The 15590-nt window shown below is 65.7% G+C and carries 12 protein-coding genes; 9 read left to right on the top strand and 3 right to left on the bottom strand.

Annotated elements, in window-relative coordinates; all coding sequences use genetic code 11:
• The first annotated feature begins 70 nt into the window (after positions 1-70).
• The 4 genes from ACZF5Y_RS03180 (at position 71) to ACZF5Y_RS03195 (ending at position 6140) form a co-directional block, all read left to right on the top strand.
• Positions 71-2986 (top strand): DNA polymerase III subunit gamma and tau, encoded by a 2916-nt coding sequence (locus ACZF5Y_RS03180; protein WP_497534378.1) that lies wholly within the window; start codon positions 71-73, stop codon positions 2984-2986.
• Positions 2987-3083: 97 nt separating this feature from the next.
• Positions 3084-3680 (top strand): recombination mediator RecR, encoded by a 597-nt coding sequence (recR, locus tag ACZF5Y_RS03185; protein ID WP_053352479.1) that lies wholly within the window; start codon positions 3084-3086, stop codon positions 3678-3680.
• Between the two features lie 78 nt (positions 3681-3758).
• Positions 3759-5036, top strand: coding sequence for an aspartate kinase (locus tag ACZF5Y_RS03190; protein WP_053352478.1), 1278 nt, complete (start codon positions 3759-3761; stop codon positions 5034-5036).
• A gap of 45 nt (positions 5037-5081) precedes the next feature.
• On the top strand, positions 5082-6140 hold the full coding sequence (locus ACZF5Y_RS03195; protein ID WP_497534379.1) for an aspartate-semialdehyde dehydrogenase: 1059 nt from the start codon (positions 5082-5084) through the stop codon (positions 6138-6140).
• Positions 6141-6234: 94 nt separating this feature from the next.
• On the opposite strand, the gene ACZF5Y_RS03200 is transcribed toward ACZF5Y_RS03195, so the two are convergent.
• Positions 6235-7179, bottom strand: a complete 945-nt coding sequence (locus ACZF5Y_RS03200) for a metallophosphoesterase (RefSeq protein WP_497534380.1) — start codon at positions 7177-7179, stop codon at positions 6235-6237.
• 5 nt (positions 7180-7184) lie between these two features.
• Positions 7185-9842 carry a transglycosylase domain-containing protein gene (locus tag ACZF5Y_RS03205; RefSeq protein WP_497534381.1) on the bottom strand — a complete coding sequence of 886 codons (2658 nt, stop codon included), beginning with the start codon at positions 9840-9842 and terminating at the stop codon, positions 7185-7187.
• A gap of 111 nt (positions 9843-9953) precedes the next feature.
• Between ACZF5Y_RS03205 and sp36 the strand changes: the two genes are divergently transcribed.
• Both sp36 and ACZF5Y_RS03215 read left to right on the top strand, forming a co-directional pair.
• Entirely contained in the window at positions 9954-10127 is a 174-nt protein-coding gene (gene sp36, locus ACZF5Y_RS03210) for a Sp36 family protein (protein ID WP_075205282.1), read from the top strand.
• 1 nt (position 10128) lies between these two features.
• Positions 10129-10605: a RidA family protein gene (locus tag ACZF5Y_RS03215; protein WP_497534382.1), complete on the top strand. Its 477-nt coding sequence runs from the start codon at positions 10129-10131 to the stop codon at positions 10603-10605.
• A gap of 72 nt (positions 10606-10677) precedes the next feature.
• Here ACZF5Y_RS03215 and acs read toward each other — a convergent pair whose 3' ends face one another.
• A complete protein-coding gene (gene acs / locus ACZF5Y_RS03220; RefSeq protein WP_497534383.1) occupies positions 10678-12666 on the bottom strand; it encodes an acetate--CoA ligase in 1989 nt (662 codons plus the stop codon).
• A gap of 208 nt (positions 12667-12874) precedes the next feature.
• Between acs and ACZF5Y_RS03225 the strand changes: the two genes are divergently transcribed.
• The 3 genes from ACZF5Y_RS03225 to ACZF5Y_RS03235 all read left to right on the top strand — a co-directional run bounded on the left by ACZF5Y_RS03225 (position 12875) and on the right by ACZF5Y_RS03235 (position 15410).
• Positions 12875-13939 (top strand): TadA family conjugal transfer-associated ATPase, encoded by a 1065-nt coding sequence (locus ACZF5Y_RS03225; protein ID WP_497534384.1) that lies wholly within the window; start codon positions 12875-12877, stop codon positions 13937-13939.
• On the top strand, positions 13936-14934 hold the full coding sequence (locus tag ACZF5Y_RS03230) for a type II secretion system F family protein (RefSeq protein ID WP_497534385.1): 999 nt from the start codon (positions 13936-13938) through the stop codon (positions 14932-14934). Before ACZF5Y_RS03225 ends, ACZF5Y_RS03230 begins: the two co-directional genes overlap by 4 nt.
• A gap of 215 nt (positions 14935-15149) precedes the next feature.
• Positions 15150-15410 carry a DUF4244 domain-containing protein gene (locus ACZF5Y_RS03235; protein ID WP_497534386.1) on the top strand — a complete coding sequence of 87 codons (261 nt, stop codon included), beginning with the start codon at positions 15150-15152 and terminating at the stop codon, positions 15408-15410.
• Positions 15411-15590: the final 180 nt, after the last annotated feature.

Consider the following 15590-nt stretch of genomic DNA (forward strand, 5'->3'; position numbering starts at 1 on the left):
AGGTCAGTCTAGCTGCGCGGCGGCGAAGGGAATCGGCGAAATGTCGGTGGTGCGCGGGTAGCATGGACCCGTGGTTGCCGCTCTTTATCGCCGTTATCGGCCAGACGCTTTTTCCGAGATGATCGGGCAGTCGCAGGTGACCGAACCCCTGATGACGGCACTGCGCACCGGTCGCATCGGTCACGCCTATTTGTTCAGCGGCCCGCGCGGCTGCGGCAAGACGACCTCGGCCCGTATTCTGGCGCGCTGCCTGAACTGCGCTGAGGGTCCGACCGACACTCCGTGCGGCGTGTGCCCGAGCTGCATCGAGCTGAGTCGAGACGGCGGCGGATCACTGGACGTCGTCGAGATCGACGCCGCGAGTCACGGCGGCGTCGATGACGCTCGCGATCTGCGCGAGCGCGCAGTGTTCGCCCCCGCTCGCGACCGTTTCAAGATCTTCATCATCGACGAGGCGCACATGGTGACGCCCGGCGGCTTCAACGCGCTGCTCAAGATCGTCGAAGAGCCGCCGCCGCACGTGAAGTTCGTGTTCGCCACGACAGAGCCCGACAAGGTGATCGGCACGATTCGCTCGCGCACCCACCACTACCCGTTCCGCCTCATCGCGCCGGGCACGCTCATCGACTACGTGCAATCGCTCTGCGACAGCGAGGGCGTGCAGGTCGAGCCGGGCGTATTGCCGCTCGTGGTGCGTGCCGGTGGGGGGTCTGCCCGTGACACCCTGTCGATCCTCGACCAGCTCATCGCCGGCTCCGAAGGCGATCTCGTGACGGCAGAGCGCGCCGCAGGGCTGCTCGGCTTCACCCACGCCGAGCTGCTCGACGACGTGGTGGCCGCCTTCGGCGCGCATGACCCCGCGGCCGCGTTCCGCGCCACCGACCGAGTGGTGCAGACGGGCCAAGATCCGCGCCGCTTCGTCGAAGACCTGCTCGAGCGACTCCGCGACCTCATCGTGGTCAACGCAACCACGGTCGACGGCGCCGCGGCAGTGTTCCGCGGAGTGCCCCAAGATCAGCTCACCCGCATGTTCGAGCAGGCCCAGTCGTTCGGCCCCGGCGAGGTCTCGCGCATCGCCGACGTGGTGAGCGCCGCACTCGACAAGATGGCCGGAGCAACTGCGCCACGGCTGCAACTCGAACTCATGATCGCGCGCGCACTCGTGCAGGGCGCTGCCCAGCCCCACCATGCTGTGCCCGTCGCCGGTGCACAGCCGTCAGGCGCCCCGCAGACGCAGCAGCAGTTCGGCCAGCAGCCTGCGGCACAGGGTAACGCTCAACGCCCGGGCGCATCGGCACCACGATCGGTCGCGCCGCAGACGCCTCCCGAGCCGAAGCCCGACCCGCTGGCGGCGCTCGCCGCGGCGCGCAGCGCGGCAACTGCACCGGAGGCGCCCGCTCACACGCCGCAAGCTGCCCAGGCCGCACCGGTGCCCGCTGCGGCACCCGCCCCGAATGCTGCGCCGGCCCCCAATGCAGCACAGACGGCGGCATCGATTCGCGAGTTCTTGAACGAGTCCGACGACACTCCAGCGGCAACGCCAGCTGCTGAGCCGATTGCTGCGCCGGCACCCGCTGCTGCGCCGGCACAGGAACAGGCACCCGCGGCGCCGACTCCTGCTGCGACCGCAACGACATCTGGTGCGCCGGCATCTGCGCCCGGCACTTCTGACACTGATGCACCGCACCCGAACGAGGCCGCAGCGACATTCGGTCGGCCGATCTCTGCGGTGCTGAGCGCTGCTCAGATTGCAAGCATCGGTTCGGAACCGACGGCATCGCCCGCCGCATCGTCTGCGCCGACCCAGCCTGTCGCGCAACCCGCGGCACCTGCGCAGGCGTCTGCGAACGATGCCTCAGACGCCTCGGTCGCGCAGCACCCCGCGGAGTCTGTTCCTGCTCCAGCCGCCGCGTCCGCCGAGTCGGTTTCTGCCGAGTCCGAAGCGGCAGACACCCGTGACGCCGAATCTGCGTCGCCGGTTGCCGAGTCCGGTGGGTACGACGATCTGCTCGAGCTGTGGCCCGACCTGCTCGAAGAGATTCTCGAGCGCGATCGCGATGCCTGGAACGCGGTGCGAGTCATCGCACCGCTCGACCTCGTTGATGACGTGCTGACCGTCGGGCTTGCTTCGGAATCCGATCTGGCGGCGTTCAAGACGTCAGGTGCGGGTCCGCTCCGCGAAGCGATCCTCTCGTCGGTCGGCATCAGCGTGAAGTACCAGCCGAAGCGTATGCCCGCCGGGGCCGCTCCGGGCGCGCAGGGCGGGGCTCGAGAACCCGGCTCCGCCGCCGACGCAGAGGAGCCTCATCGGGCTGGGTCAACCGACCTCCCGAACCCGCCCGCTGCACCCTCCGAACCCGACGTCGACGACCCGATGGCCCGCGCCGCGGCGCGATTGAGCGGGCTCGGGCCGGCGCTCGCCGCACCGGCCTGGGCCGACCCGCAGCCTGGCACCCCCGCGCAGGCTGCAGCGGTCAGCGCGGGTCCAATTCCATCAGCGGCAGAGGTGATGGCCGAAAGCGCAGCTGCCACCACGGAGGCGAATTCGGAGTCAATCGCCGAGCCCCCGGCGAGCGGCGATCCCGCACCGTCTGCCGCGACCACTCGCGCTCCCGAAGGTTCGGCGACATCGTACGCCGACCCGGCAGACTTCGGCGATCCGTACGCCGATGATGCGGGTGAAGCTCCAGACGATGACGAAGGCGACCCCTATGCCGCGCCGCGGTCCGCGGTTTCGCGACCAGCCGATACCCGCACTTCACCGGCACCCTCGGCCGCATCACACGTTTCGGTCCCAGCGGCGCCGACCGGCGCCGCTGCGGTGACGACTGAGACCGCCGCGATTGCCGCACCCAGCCCAGCACCCGCGAGTTCGCCAGATGCGCCGAAGACCGCGAAGCCTGCCTTCACCCGCTACGGCGAAGCGGTGGTGCGCGAGGTGCTCGGTGCACGATTCGTCGAGGAGCGCCCGCTACCCCCGCGGTAGCCGACAACCCACCCCCATACCCATCCACCCGCCCTGATCACGACTAGGGTGTGTGCAGAGCGGCGCTCGCGTTGCCGCATCATGAGGAGGCAGCACCGTGTACGACGGCATCGTTCAAGACCTGATCGACGAGTTCGGGCGTCTCCCCGGCATCGGCCCGAAGTCGGCCCAGCGCATCGCCTTCCACATTCTGCAGACGCAGAATTTCGATGTCACGCGGCTCGCCGAACTGCTCTCCGATATTCGCGAGAAGGTGCGCTTCTGCGACGTCTGCGGCAACATCACTGAGCAAGAGCAGTGCTCGATCTGCCGCGACCCGCGTCGCGACGCATCGCTCATCTGTGTAGTCGAAGAACCGAAAGACGTGGTCGCGATTGAACGCACCCGTCAGTACCGTGGCCTCTATCACGTGCTCGGTGGAGCCATCAGCCCGATCGATGGCATCGGCCCCGACGATCTCAGTATCCCGTCGCTCATGCGACGCCTAGGCGAGGGCGACGTGCACGAGGTCATCATCGCGACCGACCCGAATCTGGAGGGGGAGGCGACGGCCGCATACCTCTCACGGCTGCTCAAGAGCATCGAGGTTCCGGTCTCGCGCCTCGCATCGGGGCTTCCGGTCGGCGGCGACCTCGAATTCGCCGATGAGGTCACGCTCGGCCGCGCATTCGAGGGCCGCCGCACCGTCGAGTAGCGGAGAGGCCATACGCGCAACACGCCGGGCGGTTCCGGTAGACTGAGCATTCGGCTCGGATATTCAGGAGGAACCCGCGTGGCATTGATTGTGCAGAAGTTCGGGGGCTCGTCAGTTGCTGATGCCGAGAGCATCAAGCGTGTTGCGAAGCGCATCGTCGAAGCACGTCGCGCGGGCAACGAGGTCGTCGTCGCCGTGAGCGCGATGGGCGACACCACCGATGAACTGCTCGATCTCGCGGCCGAGTGCACGCCGATTCCGGCGCCGCGCGAGCTCGACATGCTCCTCACCGCAGGCGAGCGCATCTCGATGGCGCTGCTCGCCATGACCATCAAGGGCATGGGTATCGAAGCGCTGTCATTCACCGGCAGCCAGGCGGGCATGATCACCACCGCCGAGCACGGTTCGGCAAAGATTGTCGATGTGACCCCGGGCCGTGTGCGTGAGGCGCTCGATCAGGGTGCGGTCGCCATCGTGGCCGGCTTCCAGGGCTTCAGCCGTGACTCCCGCGACATCACCACACTGGGGCGCGGCGGATCCGACACGACCGCAGTCGCCCTCGCCGCCGCCCTCGGCGCCGACGTCTGCGAAATTTACACCGACGTCGACGGCATCTTCACCATGGACCCCCGCGTCGTGCCGCTCGCGCGCAAGATTGACGCGATCACCGCAGAAGAGATGCTCGAGCTCGCGGCCTCCGGCGCCAAGGTGCTGCACCTGCGCGCCGTCGAGTACGCCCGCCGGCACGGCGTCGTGCTGCACGTCCGCTCGTCGTTCTCCGACGCACCGGGCACCATCGTCTACAACCCCGAGCAGGGGCATCCGAAGGGAGATCAGGTGGAAGAGCCGATCATCACTGGTATCGCTGCAGAGAAGAGCGAAGCAAAGGTCACCGTCGGGGGAGTCCCAGACATTCCCGGCAAGGCCGCGCAGATCTTCGAGATCGTTGCCAAGGCCAACGCCAACATCGACATGATCGTGCAAAACGTCTCGGCGGCGCAGACCAACCGCACCGACATTTCGTTCACGGTGCCCCTCGGTGAGGGCCGCCGGGTCATCGAGGCACTCGAGGCGGAGCGCGAGGCGCTCGGGTTCGAGAACCTGCAGTACGACGATCAGATCGCGAAGCTCGCGGTCGTCGGCGCAGGTATGCGCACGAGCACCGGCGTCTCCGCCCAGCTCTTCCGCGCCCTCTACGAAGCAGACATCAACATCGAGATGATCTCGACCTCAGAGATTCGTATCTCCGTCGTGACGCGCGCCGACCTGCTCGACAAGGCCGTACGGGTGCTGCATACGGCGTTCGGCCTCGACGCCGACACCGAAGCGACGGTGTACGCGGGCACCGGCCGCTAACCCCAACTTTTCCGACACCGTTTGACAGACAGGATTTCGAAACACATGGCAGCACAGCAGGGACTCTCGGTCGCCGTCGTCGGCGCCACCGGCCAGGTCGGCGCGGTGATGCGCCGACTGCTCGACGAGCGCGATTTCCCGATTTCCAGCATCCGCTTCTTCTCGAGCGCTCGCTCGGCGGGTTCCACCCTGCAGTTCCGCGGTGCAGACGTCGTCGTCGAAGACGTCGCGACCGCTGACAAGAGCGGCATCGACATCGCGCTCTTCTCGGCAGGCGGTGCCGCCTCGAAGCAGTACTCGCCTGAATTCGCCGCCGCCGGTGCCATCGTCATCGACAACTCCAGCGCGTGGCGCCTCGACCCCGACGTGCCGCTGGTCGTCAGCGAGGTCAACCCTCACGCCATCGATGAGGCACGCAAGGGCATCATCGCGAACCCGAACTGCACCACGATGGCGGCTATGCCCGTGATGAAGGCGCTCGACGCCGAAGCCGGTCTCGAACGCCTCATCGTCACCACCTTCCAGGCGGTTTCGGGCTCGGGCCTCGTCGGCGCACGCGAACTCGCCGGTCAGGCCGCTGCGGCGGTTGAGTCGGGCAAGCTCGAGCAACTCGTGCATGACGGCTCTGCAGTCGAGTTCCCCGCACCCGAGGTCTACACCAAGACGATCGCGTTCGATGTGCTGCCGCTGGCCGGCTCCATCGTCGACGATGGCGAGGGCGAGACCGACGAAGAGAAGAAGCTCCGCAACGAGAGCCGCAAGATTCTGGAACTGCCCGAGTTGCTCGTCGCCGGCACCTGCGTGCGTGTTCCCGTGTTCACGGGGCACTCGCTCTCGATCAACGCTGAGTTTGCTCGTGAGATCTCCGCCGACTGCGCACGCGAGGTGCTTGCGGATGCTCCGGGTGTTGAACTGAGCGATGTTCCGACGCCGCTCGAAGCCGCCGGCAAAGATCCGTCGTTCGTCGGCCGCATTCGCGCCGACCAGTCGGCTCCGGCCGGCCGTGGCCTGTCGCTCTTCATCTCGAACGACAACCTGCGCAAGGGCGCTGCACTCAACGCGGTGCAGATCGCTGAACTCATCGCGGCGAAGCGCGTCGCGTAGACGTCTTCGCGCTTCGCAGAATGCCCCGGGCTCCTTATGGAACCCGGGGCATTCTGCGTGACTCTGGTGCCTGTAACGCCACCTGCGGCCTATTTCAGGCCGCTTCGAGCGTCAGCAGGGAAGCCTCAGGGCGGCATGCGAACCGCACCGGTGCGTAGATCGAATTGCCGAGACCGGCACTGACGTTCAAGAACGCCGCACGGTGCGCGTCGTACCAGACGCTCAAGCCACGGGCTTGACCGACCGGGAGATCGCAATTCGCGGTGAGCGCTCCGACGCCGGGAATGCGCACCTGGCCACCGTGCGTGTGCCCGGCGAGCAGCACATCGGCACCTTCACGCAGCAGCGCGCCGAGCGGCTCTTGATAGGGCGCATGTACGACGCCGAGGCGAAGTGCGTCGTCTGCAGCGCGTTCTTCGTCACTGAGGTCGTGTGCGGCACCCCGCATGGCCACTGCGGCCTCGCGCATACGGTTGATGTCGTCGTAGCGAATGTGCGGGTCGTTTAAGCCGAGCAACTCGACCGTCGTGCCGCGCAACTCGATGCGGGTGACCGCATTGTTGAGGTTGATGGCTCCCAACGCTTCGAGTCCCTCGGTGAGCGCGACGTTGTCGACGTCGGGTTCACGCGTGCTCTTGCGACTCGGTTCAAGGAGGTACTTCACGGGGTTCTTGAACTTGGGGCCGTAGTAGTCGTTCGACCCGTGCACGAAGACCGTCTGGGCGATCTCGGTCAGCGGCCGCAGTGCGTGCAGCAGGCCAGGTCGAGCGTCGAGATGCCCCATGAGATCACCGGTGAGCACGACGAGATCAGGACGCAGGTCGGCGAGTGAGCGCACCCAGTCGATCTTGCGTGCCTGCCAGGGGGCGAGGTGCAGATCAGATAACTGCAGCACGCGTAGCGGCGCATGACCGGCTGCGAGCACCGGCAGCGTGTGGCGTCGCACGGTGAACAGCCGACGCTCGATGAGTGTGGACCAGGCGAGTACGCCGACGGCGGCTGCTCCGAGAGCAGCCGCCGTGCGGGTGGGGCGCGACATGAAGGTCAGTCGTCCTTCTTCTTATCTGTTGCGCACTCGAGTGCCACAGTGACGGTTCCGCCGGTGTTGGCCTCGGAACCGCTTTCGGGGCTCACGGCGCTCACCTTCTTCTTCTTATCGACCTTGTCACCCGTGGCGCAGGTGAAATCGATATTCGAGAATCCAGCACTCTTCAGTGCGGACTCGGCGTCATTTCCAGAGGAGCCGACGAGGCCGTCCGGAATCTTCGACGCCTTGCCGTTACTGCGGAAGATCGTCACATTCGAACCGGCCTGCACGGATGAGCCACCCGCGGGGTCGGTGCCCGCAACCATCCCCTGTGCCACCGAGGAGTCGACCTCGCCGCCGTCGCTCACGTTGAAGCCAAGCTGAGTCAGTGCGGAGCTGGCTTCGTCGAACGACTTGCCCTTCAGGTCCGGTACGGTCTGCATCGTGACTCGGGTCGCCGAGGCATCCGGAGTGGGGAACGGGTCGCCGCCGTAACGCGCGTCAGCCGCGTTCATAATGGCGGGCCAAATCGTCTGATCGGCTTCTTGAAGACCGTAGAACCCCATCGTGGAGACGCGACCGTATGAACCATCGGCGAGCTGCACCGGGCCGGCGTTGCCCACCCAGGTCGCAGTGGTGACCTTCGAGCTGCCGCCGACGGTCCAGTTGTCAACGACATCGTCCGTCGTGCCGGTCTTCGCGAGGTGCGGCGTGCCATACGCGGAGATTGCGTGCCGGGCGAGGCCGCGTTCCACCGCGTTCTGAAGGGCGTACGCGACACCCGCTGCGACATTCGGATCGATGGCCTGCGAGCACTTGCTCTTGGTGAATGGGACCTGATTGCCGTCGTCATCGAGAATTTGTTCGATCGGCACGGGGGTGCACACCGTTCCGTCGCCCGCGAAGGCGCCGTAGGCGGCGGCCATCGTGATGGGCGCGATCTCGTCCACGCCGCCATAGGTGTTCGACGGCACCATCGACAGGTCGCGCGGGTTCCCCGTTAGCGTCGGCACGCTGAAATTGCCGTTCTCATCGCGGGGCAGGTCGGAGGCGCGGTGAATACCGAGCGCCTGTGCTGTCTCGAAGGTGCCGCACAGGTCGAGCTTCTGCTGCATCGACACGATGCCACCGTTGATCGAGTTCGCGATGACTGTCATCACGGATTGGTTGCCCTTGATTCCCTCGTTATCGTTCGAAAAGTCAAAGGTGCCGTACCCGTACACGCCGTCGGTCAAACACGACGCCGAGAAGGACTGCAACGGCACGCCCTTGCGGCTGTTGACGTTCACCGTTTCGTTGACGGAGTGACCTTCCTTAATCCACTCGGCAAGCGTGATCGGTTTGAACGTCGAGCCAACCTGGAATCCGCTCGATCCGCCCATCTCGTAATCCGTGTTGTAGTTCACCGTTGTGAGACTGGGGTCGGCATCGATCGCGTCTTGCGAGTTATTGAACGGCTTGTTCTGCACCATGCTTCTGACTTTGCCAGTGCCCACTTCGACGCTGCTCGACGCCGAACCGACATCAATGCCGTCCATGAGTGCCGGTACCGTATTGCGCGTGGCCTCATTACCGGCCGCCTGCATGTCGAGGTCGATCGTGGTGTAGATCTGGTAGCCGCCGCGGCTGAAGTTGAACTCCCGCTCCTCAGGCGTATCGCCGAAGCTCGGGTCAGCCTTGATGTAGCGCTGCACGTAGTCGCAGAAGTGGCCGAGACCGAAGTTCTCTTCGGCAACGTTGCACCCGGCAACGCGAGGCGTGATCTTGGTCACGATCTCAGAGGCGACGGCTTCGTCGTACTGCGCCTGGGTGATCTTGCCGTGGTTGAGCATGCTGCCGAGAATCTTGTCTCGACGCTCCTTGTTCGCCGGAATGTTCTCGGGAACGTCGATCTGCAGCTTCGACGGGTTGTTCACGATCGCGACGAGGCTGGCGGCCTCGGCAAGCGTCACATCGGAGGCAGACTTGCCGTAGTAGTACTGTGCAGCCGACTCGATGCCGTAGATCTGCCGACCATAGAGCGCGATATTGAGGTACCCGAGCAGAATGTCGTCTTTCGGGAACTTCTTCTCAATCGAGATCGCGTACTTCATCTCCTTGAGCTTGCGGTCGGTGTCTTGCCGCATGGCATTCTCGTATGCCTTCTGCTGCTCTTCCTTATCGGGAATCGCGATGGCGTCTTGAATCAGCACGTTGCGCACGTACTGCATCGTGATGGTCGACGCGCCTGAGAGATTCTGGCCGGCCGCATTTTGCAGCACCGCGCGTGCGGTTGCGATCACGTCGACACCACCGTGGGTGTAGAAGCGCGGATCCTCTTCCGCGACCGCGGCATCTTTCACGAACTGCGAGATCTGATCCCACTTGACCGTCTCGCGATCCTGGTCATAGAACGTCGCGATCTTGTACACCGTGGTGTCTGCGCCGGTCGCGTAGAGCGTGGACGGTTCAGCGAGCTTGCCCGGGTCAATGTGATCGGGCAGATTCTCGAAGATGGTGACGGCTGACTTCGTGGCGGTGCCGCTCAACGCGACGACCGGGGTCACCGCAGCGGTGACGAGCACACCGGCGATGACGCTCATAGCGACTGCTCCGATGATGCCCCCGAGGGCGCCTCCTGCGGTGCGGGGCTTCTGCGAGCGCACGCGCGAAGAAGGTGATGTCTGACGGGTCATAGAATCTAGGGTAAGCGACGTAGCTGACAAAACAGCAACGTGCCCGCCTGCAAGCGTTCGGGTGATCCCGATTTTTCGTGCAGGCGACCGACTACCGAAGGAGATCCGCACGTGAGTGAATCCGCCGAAACTGCGCCGCAGTGGGAATACTTCGTTACACCCCTGCTGCTGCACAACGAGGCGCAGATCCTGAACAACTGGGGTGCGCAAGGGTGGGAGCTCGTGCAGATCATCGAGGGCCCGGCCGGTGGCAACGTGGCATACATGAAGAAGAGGAAGGCCTGACATGGCATCGGTGATTGAAGATCGTCTGAGCGAACTCGGCTACGAGATCCCGGAGGTGGCCGCAGCAGTGGCTGCGTACGTGCCGGCGCTGCGCGACGGCAACTACGTGTACACGGCGGGGCAGCTTCCGTTCGTGAACGGGGCGCTGCCGGCAACCGGCAAGGTGGGCGACGGCGAAGGCCTCGTCTCTGCGGAGCAGGCCGAAGAGCTCGCTCGCCTCTGCGCGCTCAACGCGCTTGCGGCGGCACGCGGAGTGATCGGGTCGCTCGACAAGATCACCCAGGTCGTGAAGGTCACCGCGTTCGTCGCATCCGACCCCTCGTTCACCGGTCAGCCCGGAGTGGCCAATGGCGCGTCGGTGTTCCTGGGCCGCGTCTTCGGCGACCTCGGCATCCACGTGCGTTCGGCGGTCGGCGTCGCGGTGCTGCCGCTCGATGCGCCGGTCGAAATCGAGTTCGTGTTCAAGGTCGAAGACTGACCGTTCACTGCACGAACGCGAGAGGCCGGGATCCGCTGATGCGATTCCGGCCTCTTGCCGTTTCACGGGAAACTATGCGCCGCGTTCGCTGCGCACGCGATCCGAGATCGTCTGCATCACCGCGGTATCCGCGAGCGTGGTCGTGTCGCCGATCTCACGCCCCTCGGCCGCATCTTTGAGCAGGCGCCGCATGATCTTTCCCGACCGCGTCTTCGGCAGCTCGGACACGATGAAGATCTGACGCGGCCGCGCGATCGCACCGATCTGCCCCGCGACATGCTTCTTCAGCTCTGCTTCGGCGTCGTCGACCGTGAGCAGTGTCTGCTGTGATTTCAGGATCACGAACGCGACCACCGCCTGGCCCGTGGTTTCGTCGTCAGCGCCGACCACCGCGGACTCCGCGACTGCGTGATGCTCGACCAGTGCAGACTCGATCTCCGCAGTTGACAACCGGTGCCCCGACACGTTCATCACGTCGTCGACGCGGCCGAGCAGCCACACGTCGCCGTCGTCATCGAGGCGGGCCCCGTCACCGGCGAAGTACCGATCCCCGAATTTCGACCAGTACGTCTCCACGAAGCGATCATCGTCGCCCCAGATTGTGCGCACCATCGACGGCCAGGGGCGCTGGATCACCAGCAGCCCACCCTCGCCATTGTCGACGGGGTCGCCCGCCTCGTTCACGACCGTCGCCGCGATTCCCGGTTGCGGCACCTGCGCGCTGCCGGGCTTGAGGCTCGTGAGCCCCGGCAGCGGGGAGATCATGATCGCGCCCGTCTCGGTCTGCCACCACGTGTCGACAATCGGGGCCGTCCCCGCACCGATGACGTCCCGATACCACCGCCAGGCTTCGGGGTTGATGGGTTCACCGACCGAACCGAGCACCCGAATCGACGACAGGTCGTACTGCTCCGGCACCTGCCGTCCGACTTTCATGCACGACCGGATCGCGGTCGGGGCGGTGTAGAAGATCGTGACCCCGTACTTCTGAATCAGCGACCACCAGCGCCCCCAATCCGGGGTATCCGGGGTGCCCTCGTAGATGACCTGGGTCGCGCCATTCGCGAGCGGACCGTACACGACGTAACTGTGCCCCGTGATCCACCCGATGTCTGCCGTGCACCAGTACACGTCGGTCTCGGGCTTCAGATCGAACACGTTGCGGTGCGTCGTCGTCACCTGGGTGAGGTAGCCGCCCGAGGTGTGCAGAATGCCCTTGGGCTTCCCGGTCGTGCCCGAGGTGTACAGGATGAAGAGCGGGTTCTCGGCGGGGAAGCCCTGCGGTTCGTGATCGCCGTCGAACGCGGTGATCTCGTCGTGCCACCACAGATCACGTGACGTGTCGAACGCGACCTCGTTGCCGGTGCGCTTGACCACGAGCACGCGTTCCACACTCGAGCCGCCGTCATGCAGGGCGAGGGCGTCGTCGACGGTCGGCTTCAACGCAGACACTCGGCCCTTGCGGTAGCCGCCATCCGCGGTGATCACGAGTCGGGCCTGAGCGTCATCGATGCGGGCGCGCAGGCTCTCGGCGCTGAATCCGCCGAACACGACTGAGTGCGCAGCGCCCAGGCGCGCGACGGCGAGCATCGCGATCACGGTTTCCGGAATCATCGGCATGTAGATCGCGATCCGGTCGCCCTGCGTGACCCCCAGACTCGTCAGCAGATTCGCGGCTCGCTTCACCTCGTGGGTGAGTTCCGCATACGTCAGTGACCGGGTATCGCCGGGCTCGCCTTCGAAGTGGAGTGCGACGCGTTCGCCGTTGCCCGCGGCGACGTGGCGGTCGAGGCAGTTCTGAGCGACGTTGAGTTCGCCGTCTTGAAACCACTTCGCGAACGGCGGGTTCGACCAGTCGAGGGTTTCTGTGAACGGTTTCGTCCAGGCCAGTGTGCGGGCCTGCTCGGCCCAGTACGTTTCGGGATCTTGCGCGGCTTGCCAGTACACGGCGGGGTCGTGCTGGTTCGCCTGCGCCCGAAATTCAGGGGTCGGCGGGTACGTCGCGGGGTGCTCGCCCTCGGGGAGGTGGTGGGTCTCGATATTGCCGTGCTGATCGCTCATTGACGCCCTTATCCTTGATCGATTGCTGCGCCCGCAGGCGACAGTGCCAATTCGTTTCCGCTGTGAAACACTCCGGAAATGCAGCACCAGGCTATACCGTGCGCGATGGTCCGCTCACACTTCGCGCAATGATGACGTTGCGCACGAGTTGCACCCATTTCCGAGTCGCCGAGTCGTTCCGACGCTTGTGCACTGCTGAGATGAGCGAATGTCGACCGAGATGCAGATGCCGGATCACCGAGCGCCGAGCGGCCCATCGCCGGGTGCGCTTGCGGGCTTGGACGCTGTGCACGTCGCGGATCGCGCGGCCCCGCGAAGCGGTGCGCTGACCCGCGCGGCGAAGCGCGCGTTGGGCGGGTTGCTCCCGTTGCTCGACGACCCTGACCTGAGGGACCTCGTGGTGCATGTCCGCGACGGCGCAGCACAACTCTGGCTCGACCGTTCGGGCGCGTTGCAGCGTGTACCGGGATGGGAAGCCGGGCCTGACGCCGTCCACCGACTCGCGACCGCATTGATAGCTGCAGGCGGAAGGCACATCGACGAGTTGCATCCGTGCACCGATGTACGGCTCGGTGATGGTATTCGCGTCCATGCGATGCTGCCGCCGATCGCCGTGGGCGGGGCGGCGGTATCCATCCGGCTGCCGCGAGTGACGCCCGTGAGCTTCGAGACCCTCGCAGCTCACGGGCTCGCATCGAGTCGGGCGCTGCAGACGTTGCGTGAGGCGATCGCGCAACGTCGCAATCTGCTCATCACGGGCGGTACTGGCAGCGGAAAAACGACGCTCCTTGCTGCGCTGCTCGACCTCGCGGCGCCGGAGGAACGAATCCTGACCATTGAAGATGTCGCGGAGCTTCGTTTGAATCACCCGCATGTGGTGTCCCTGGAGGCGAGGCAGGCGAGCGCCGAGGGCGTCGGCGAGGTCGCGCTCGATCGCTTGCTGCGGGAGGCGTTGCGCATGCGCCCTGATCGCATCGTGCTGGGGGAATGTCGCGGCGCCGAGATCGCGACACTGCTTGCCGCGTTGAATACCGGCCACGACGGCGGAGCCGGCACGTTGCATGCGAGTCGACTCGAAGACGTGCCGATGCGCCTCGAAGCACTGGGAGCGCTCGCCGGGTGGAGCGCCGAGGCGCTGGCGCGCCAGGCCGTCGGTGCGTTGCACCTCATCGTGCACGTGGTGCGAGGCTGCGCGGGGCCGCAGGTGCGTGCGCTGGGAACGCTCGCGCTCGATGGTGACCGTCTCCTGACCATGCAGAGACTGCCCACATGAGCGGCGACGGTCGCACGCGCGCCGGTGGGCGAGGCTTCGCTGGTCGAACCAAGGAACTGGGGCAGCACATGCTGCGACGCGCGGCCGACGCCCCCGCAACTGACCCTGCCCCGATCGTGGAGCGACTTGCTGCGTTCCTCGGGGGCGGCGTGCCACCCGCGCGTGTCATCGACATCGTGATGGCGGATGCATGCGACCCGGGGAGTGCCGCCGTTGACCCCAGATTGGCGAGGATCGCAGCTGCGAGCGCGGCCGGCGTGCCGAGCGGTGAAGCCATCGCCCACGCAGATACTGCCGCGTGGCGCGTCGTAGCGGTCAGCTGGTGTCTCGCCGAGGCCAGCGGGTCGCCGATCGCGCCCGCGCTGCATCGAATGGCGTCCGCACTCCGTGAGCTCGCTCGAATGCGTGAACGACGCAGTGTGCTCCTCGCCGGGCCTCGTGCGACCGTCAAGATGGTCACCGCGCTGCCACTGTTGGCGCTCATGCTCAGTCTGCTGCTCGGGTTCGATCCGATTCCGGTGCTGGTGAGCCCGGTGGGTGCGCTGCTCGGCAGTCTGGGGCTCGGTCTGCTCACTGGGGGAATCGCCTGGTCACGAGCACTGCAGCGCCGCGTCGCCGCTCTCGATCATGTGGCGGGGCTTGAATACGAATTGGTCTGGATCGCGCTCGGCGGTGGCGCGCCGGCAGAGCAGGCCTGTCGCAGGGTCATCGGAATGGTGGATCGTTTCGGGGCGGAATGGGTGTCGTTCGCCGCCTTCCGTGAGGGTGGAGCGCTGACGACCTCGATTGCGGCCGCTGCGCGAGCCGGTATCGCGATCGGACCATTGCTGCTCGAACAGGGGAGCGCCGTGCGGGCAGTGGCACTCGCTGATCTCGAGCGCGACGCGGAACGGCTGGGGGTACGCATACTGATTCCGCTCGGGGTCTGCATTCTGCCGGCTTTCATCGTGCTCGGTGTGCTGCCGGTGCTGCTCTCGATGTTCGGTGCGGTGTAACGCGCGTGCGGCACGGGTCGATTCCGGTGCGTGAACGTTCCGAGTCGGTGCTCGTTCTACACAGAGACGGACACCGGGCGTATTTCGGCGAGATATCCCCAATCACGGCGAACCGGACTGACCAGCAATACGGAGAGCGCGAAGATTGACGAACCGGCAGCCGCCGGGGCCGTGCGAGGCCAAGGAGAGATCCCATGCAGTCAACCCTTCACCTGGTGTCCGATCGCTCGACGCAGGCCGTTGACGCGGAATGCAGTTCCGCGGATGAGACGCGCCTCGAATTCGAGAGCAGCGCCGACCATCGCGAGACGTCGCGTGAACCCGCGGTAGCGGGAATGATCGGTCTCGCACCGTTTCTCGTGCACCGACGGCGTATGCGCCGCCGGCGCGAGCGGACCGCGGCCCGCGAACTCCTTGCCGATGAGCGAGGAGCGGTCACGGCGGAATATGCGATTGTTATTTTGGCCGCTGTTTAGCTACCAAAGCGTACTTAAATACGCCGAAGGTGTCATCAGAATGTACCTGTCGCCAGATCATTCGCGTTGAGCTCTGCTCGACGAGCTCCCGCACATGACGTGAAGGAGGAAGGCCGGGTTCCAACACCTAGCGATAAAGAGAGTGGAGAATGCGCAGAACATCTTCGAGGACAACCTACC

It is taken from the genome of Leucobacter sp. WKLB1, assembly GCF_059696215.1.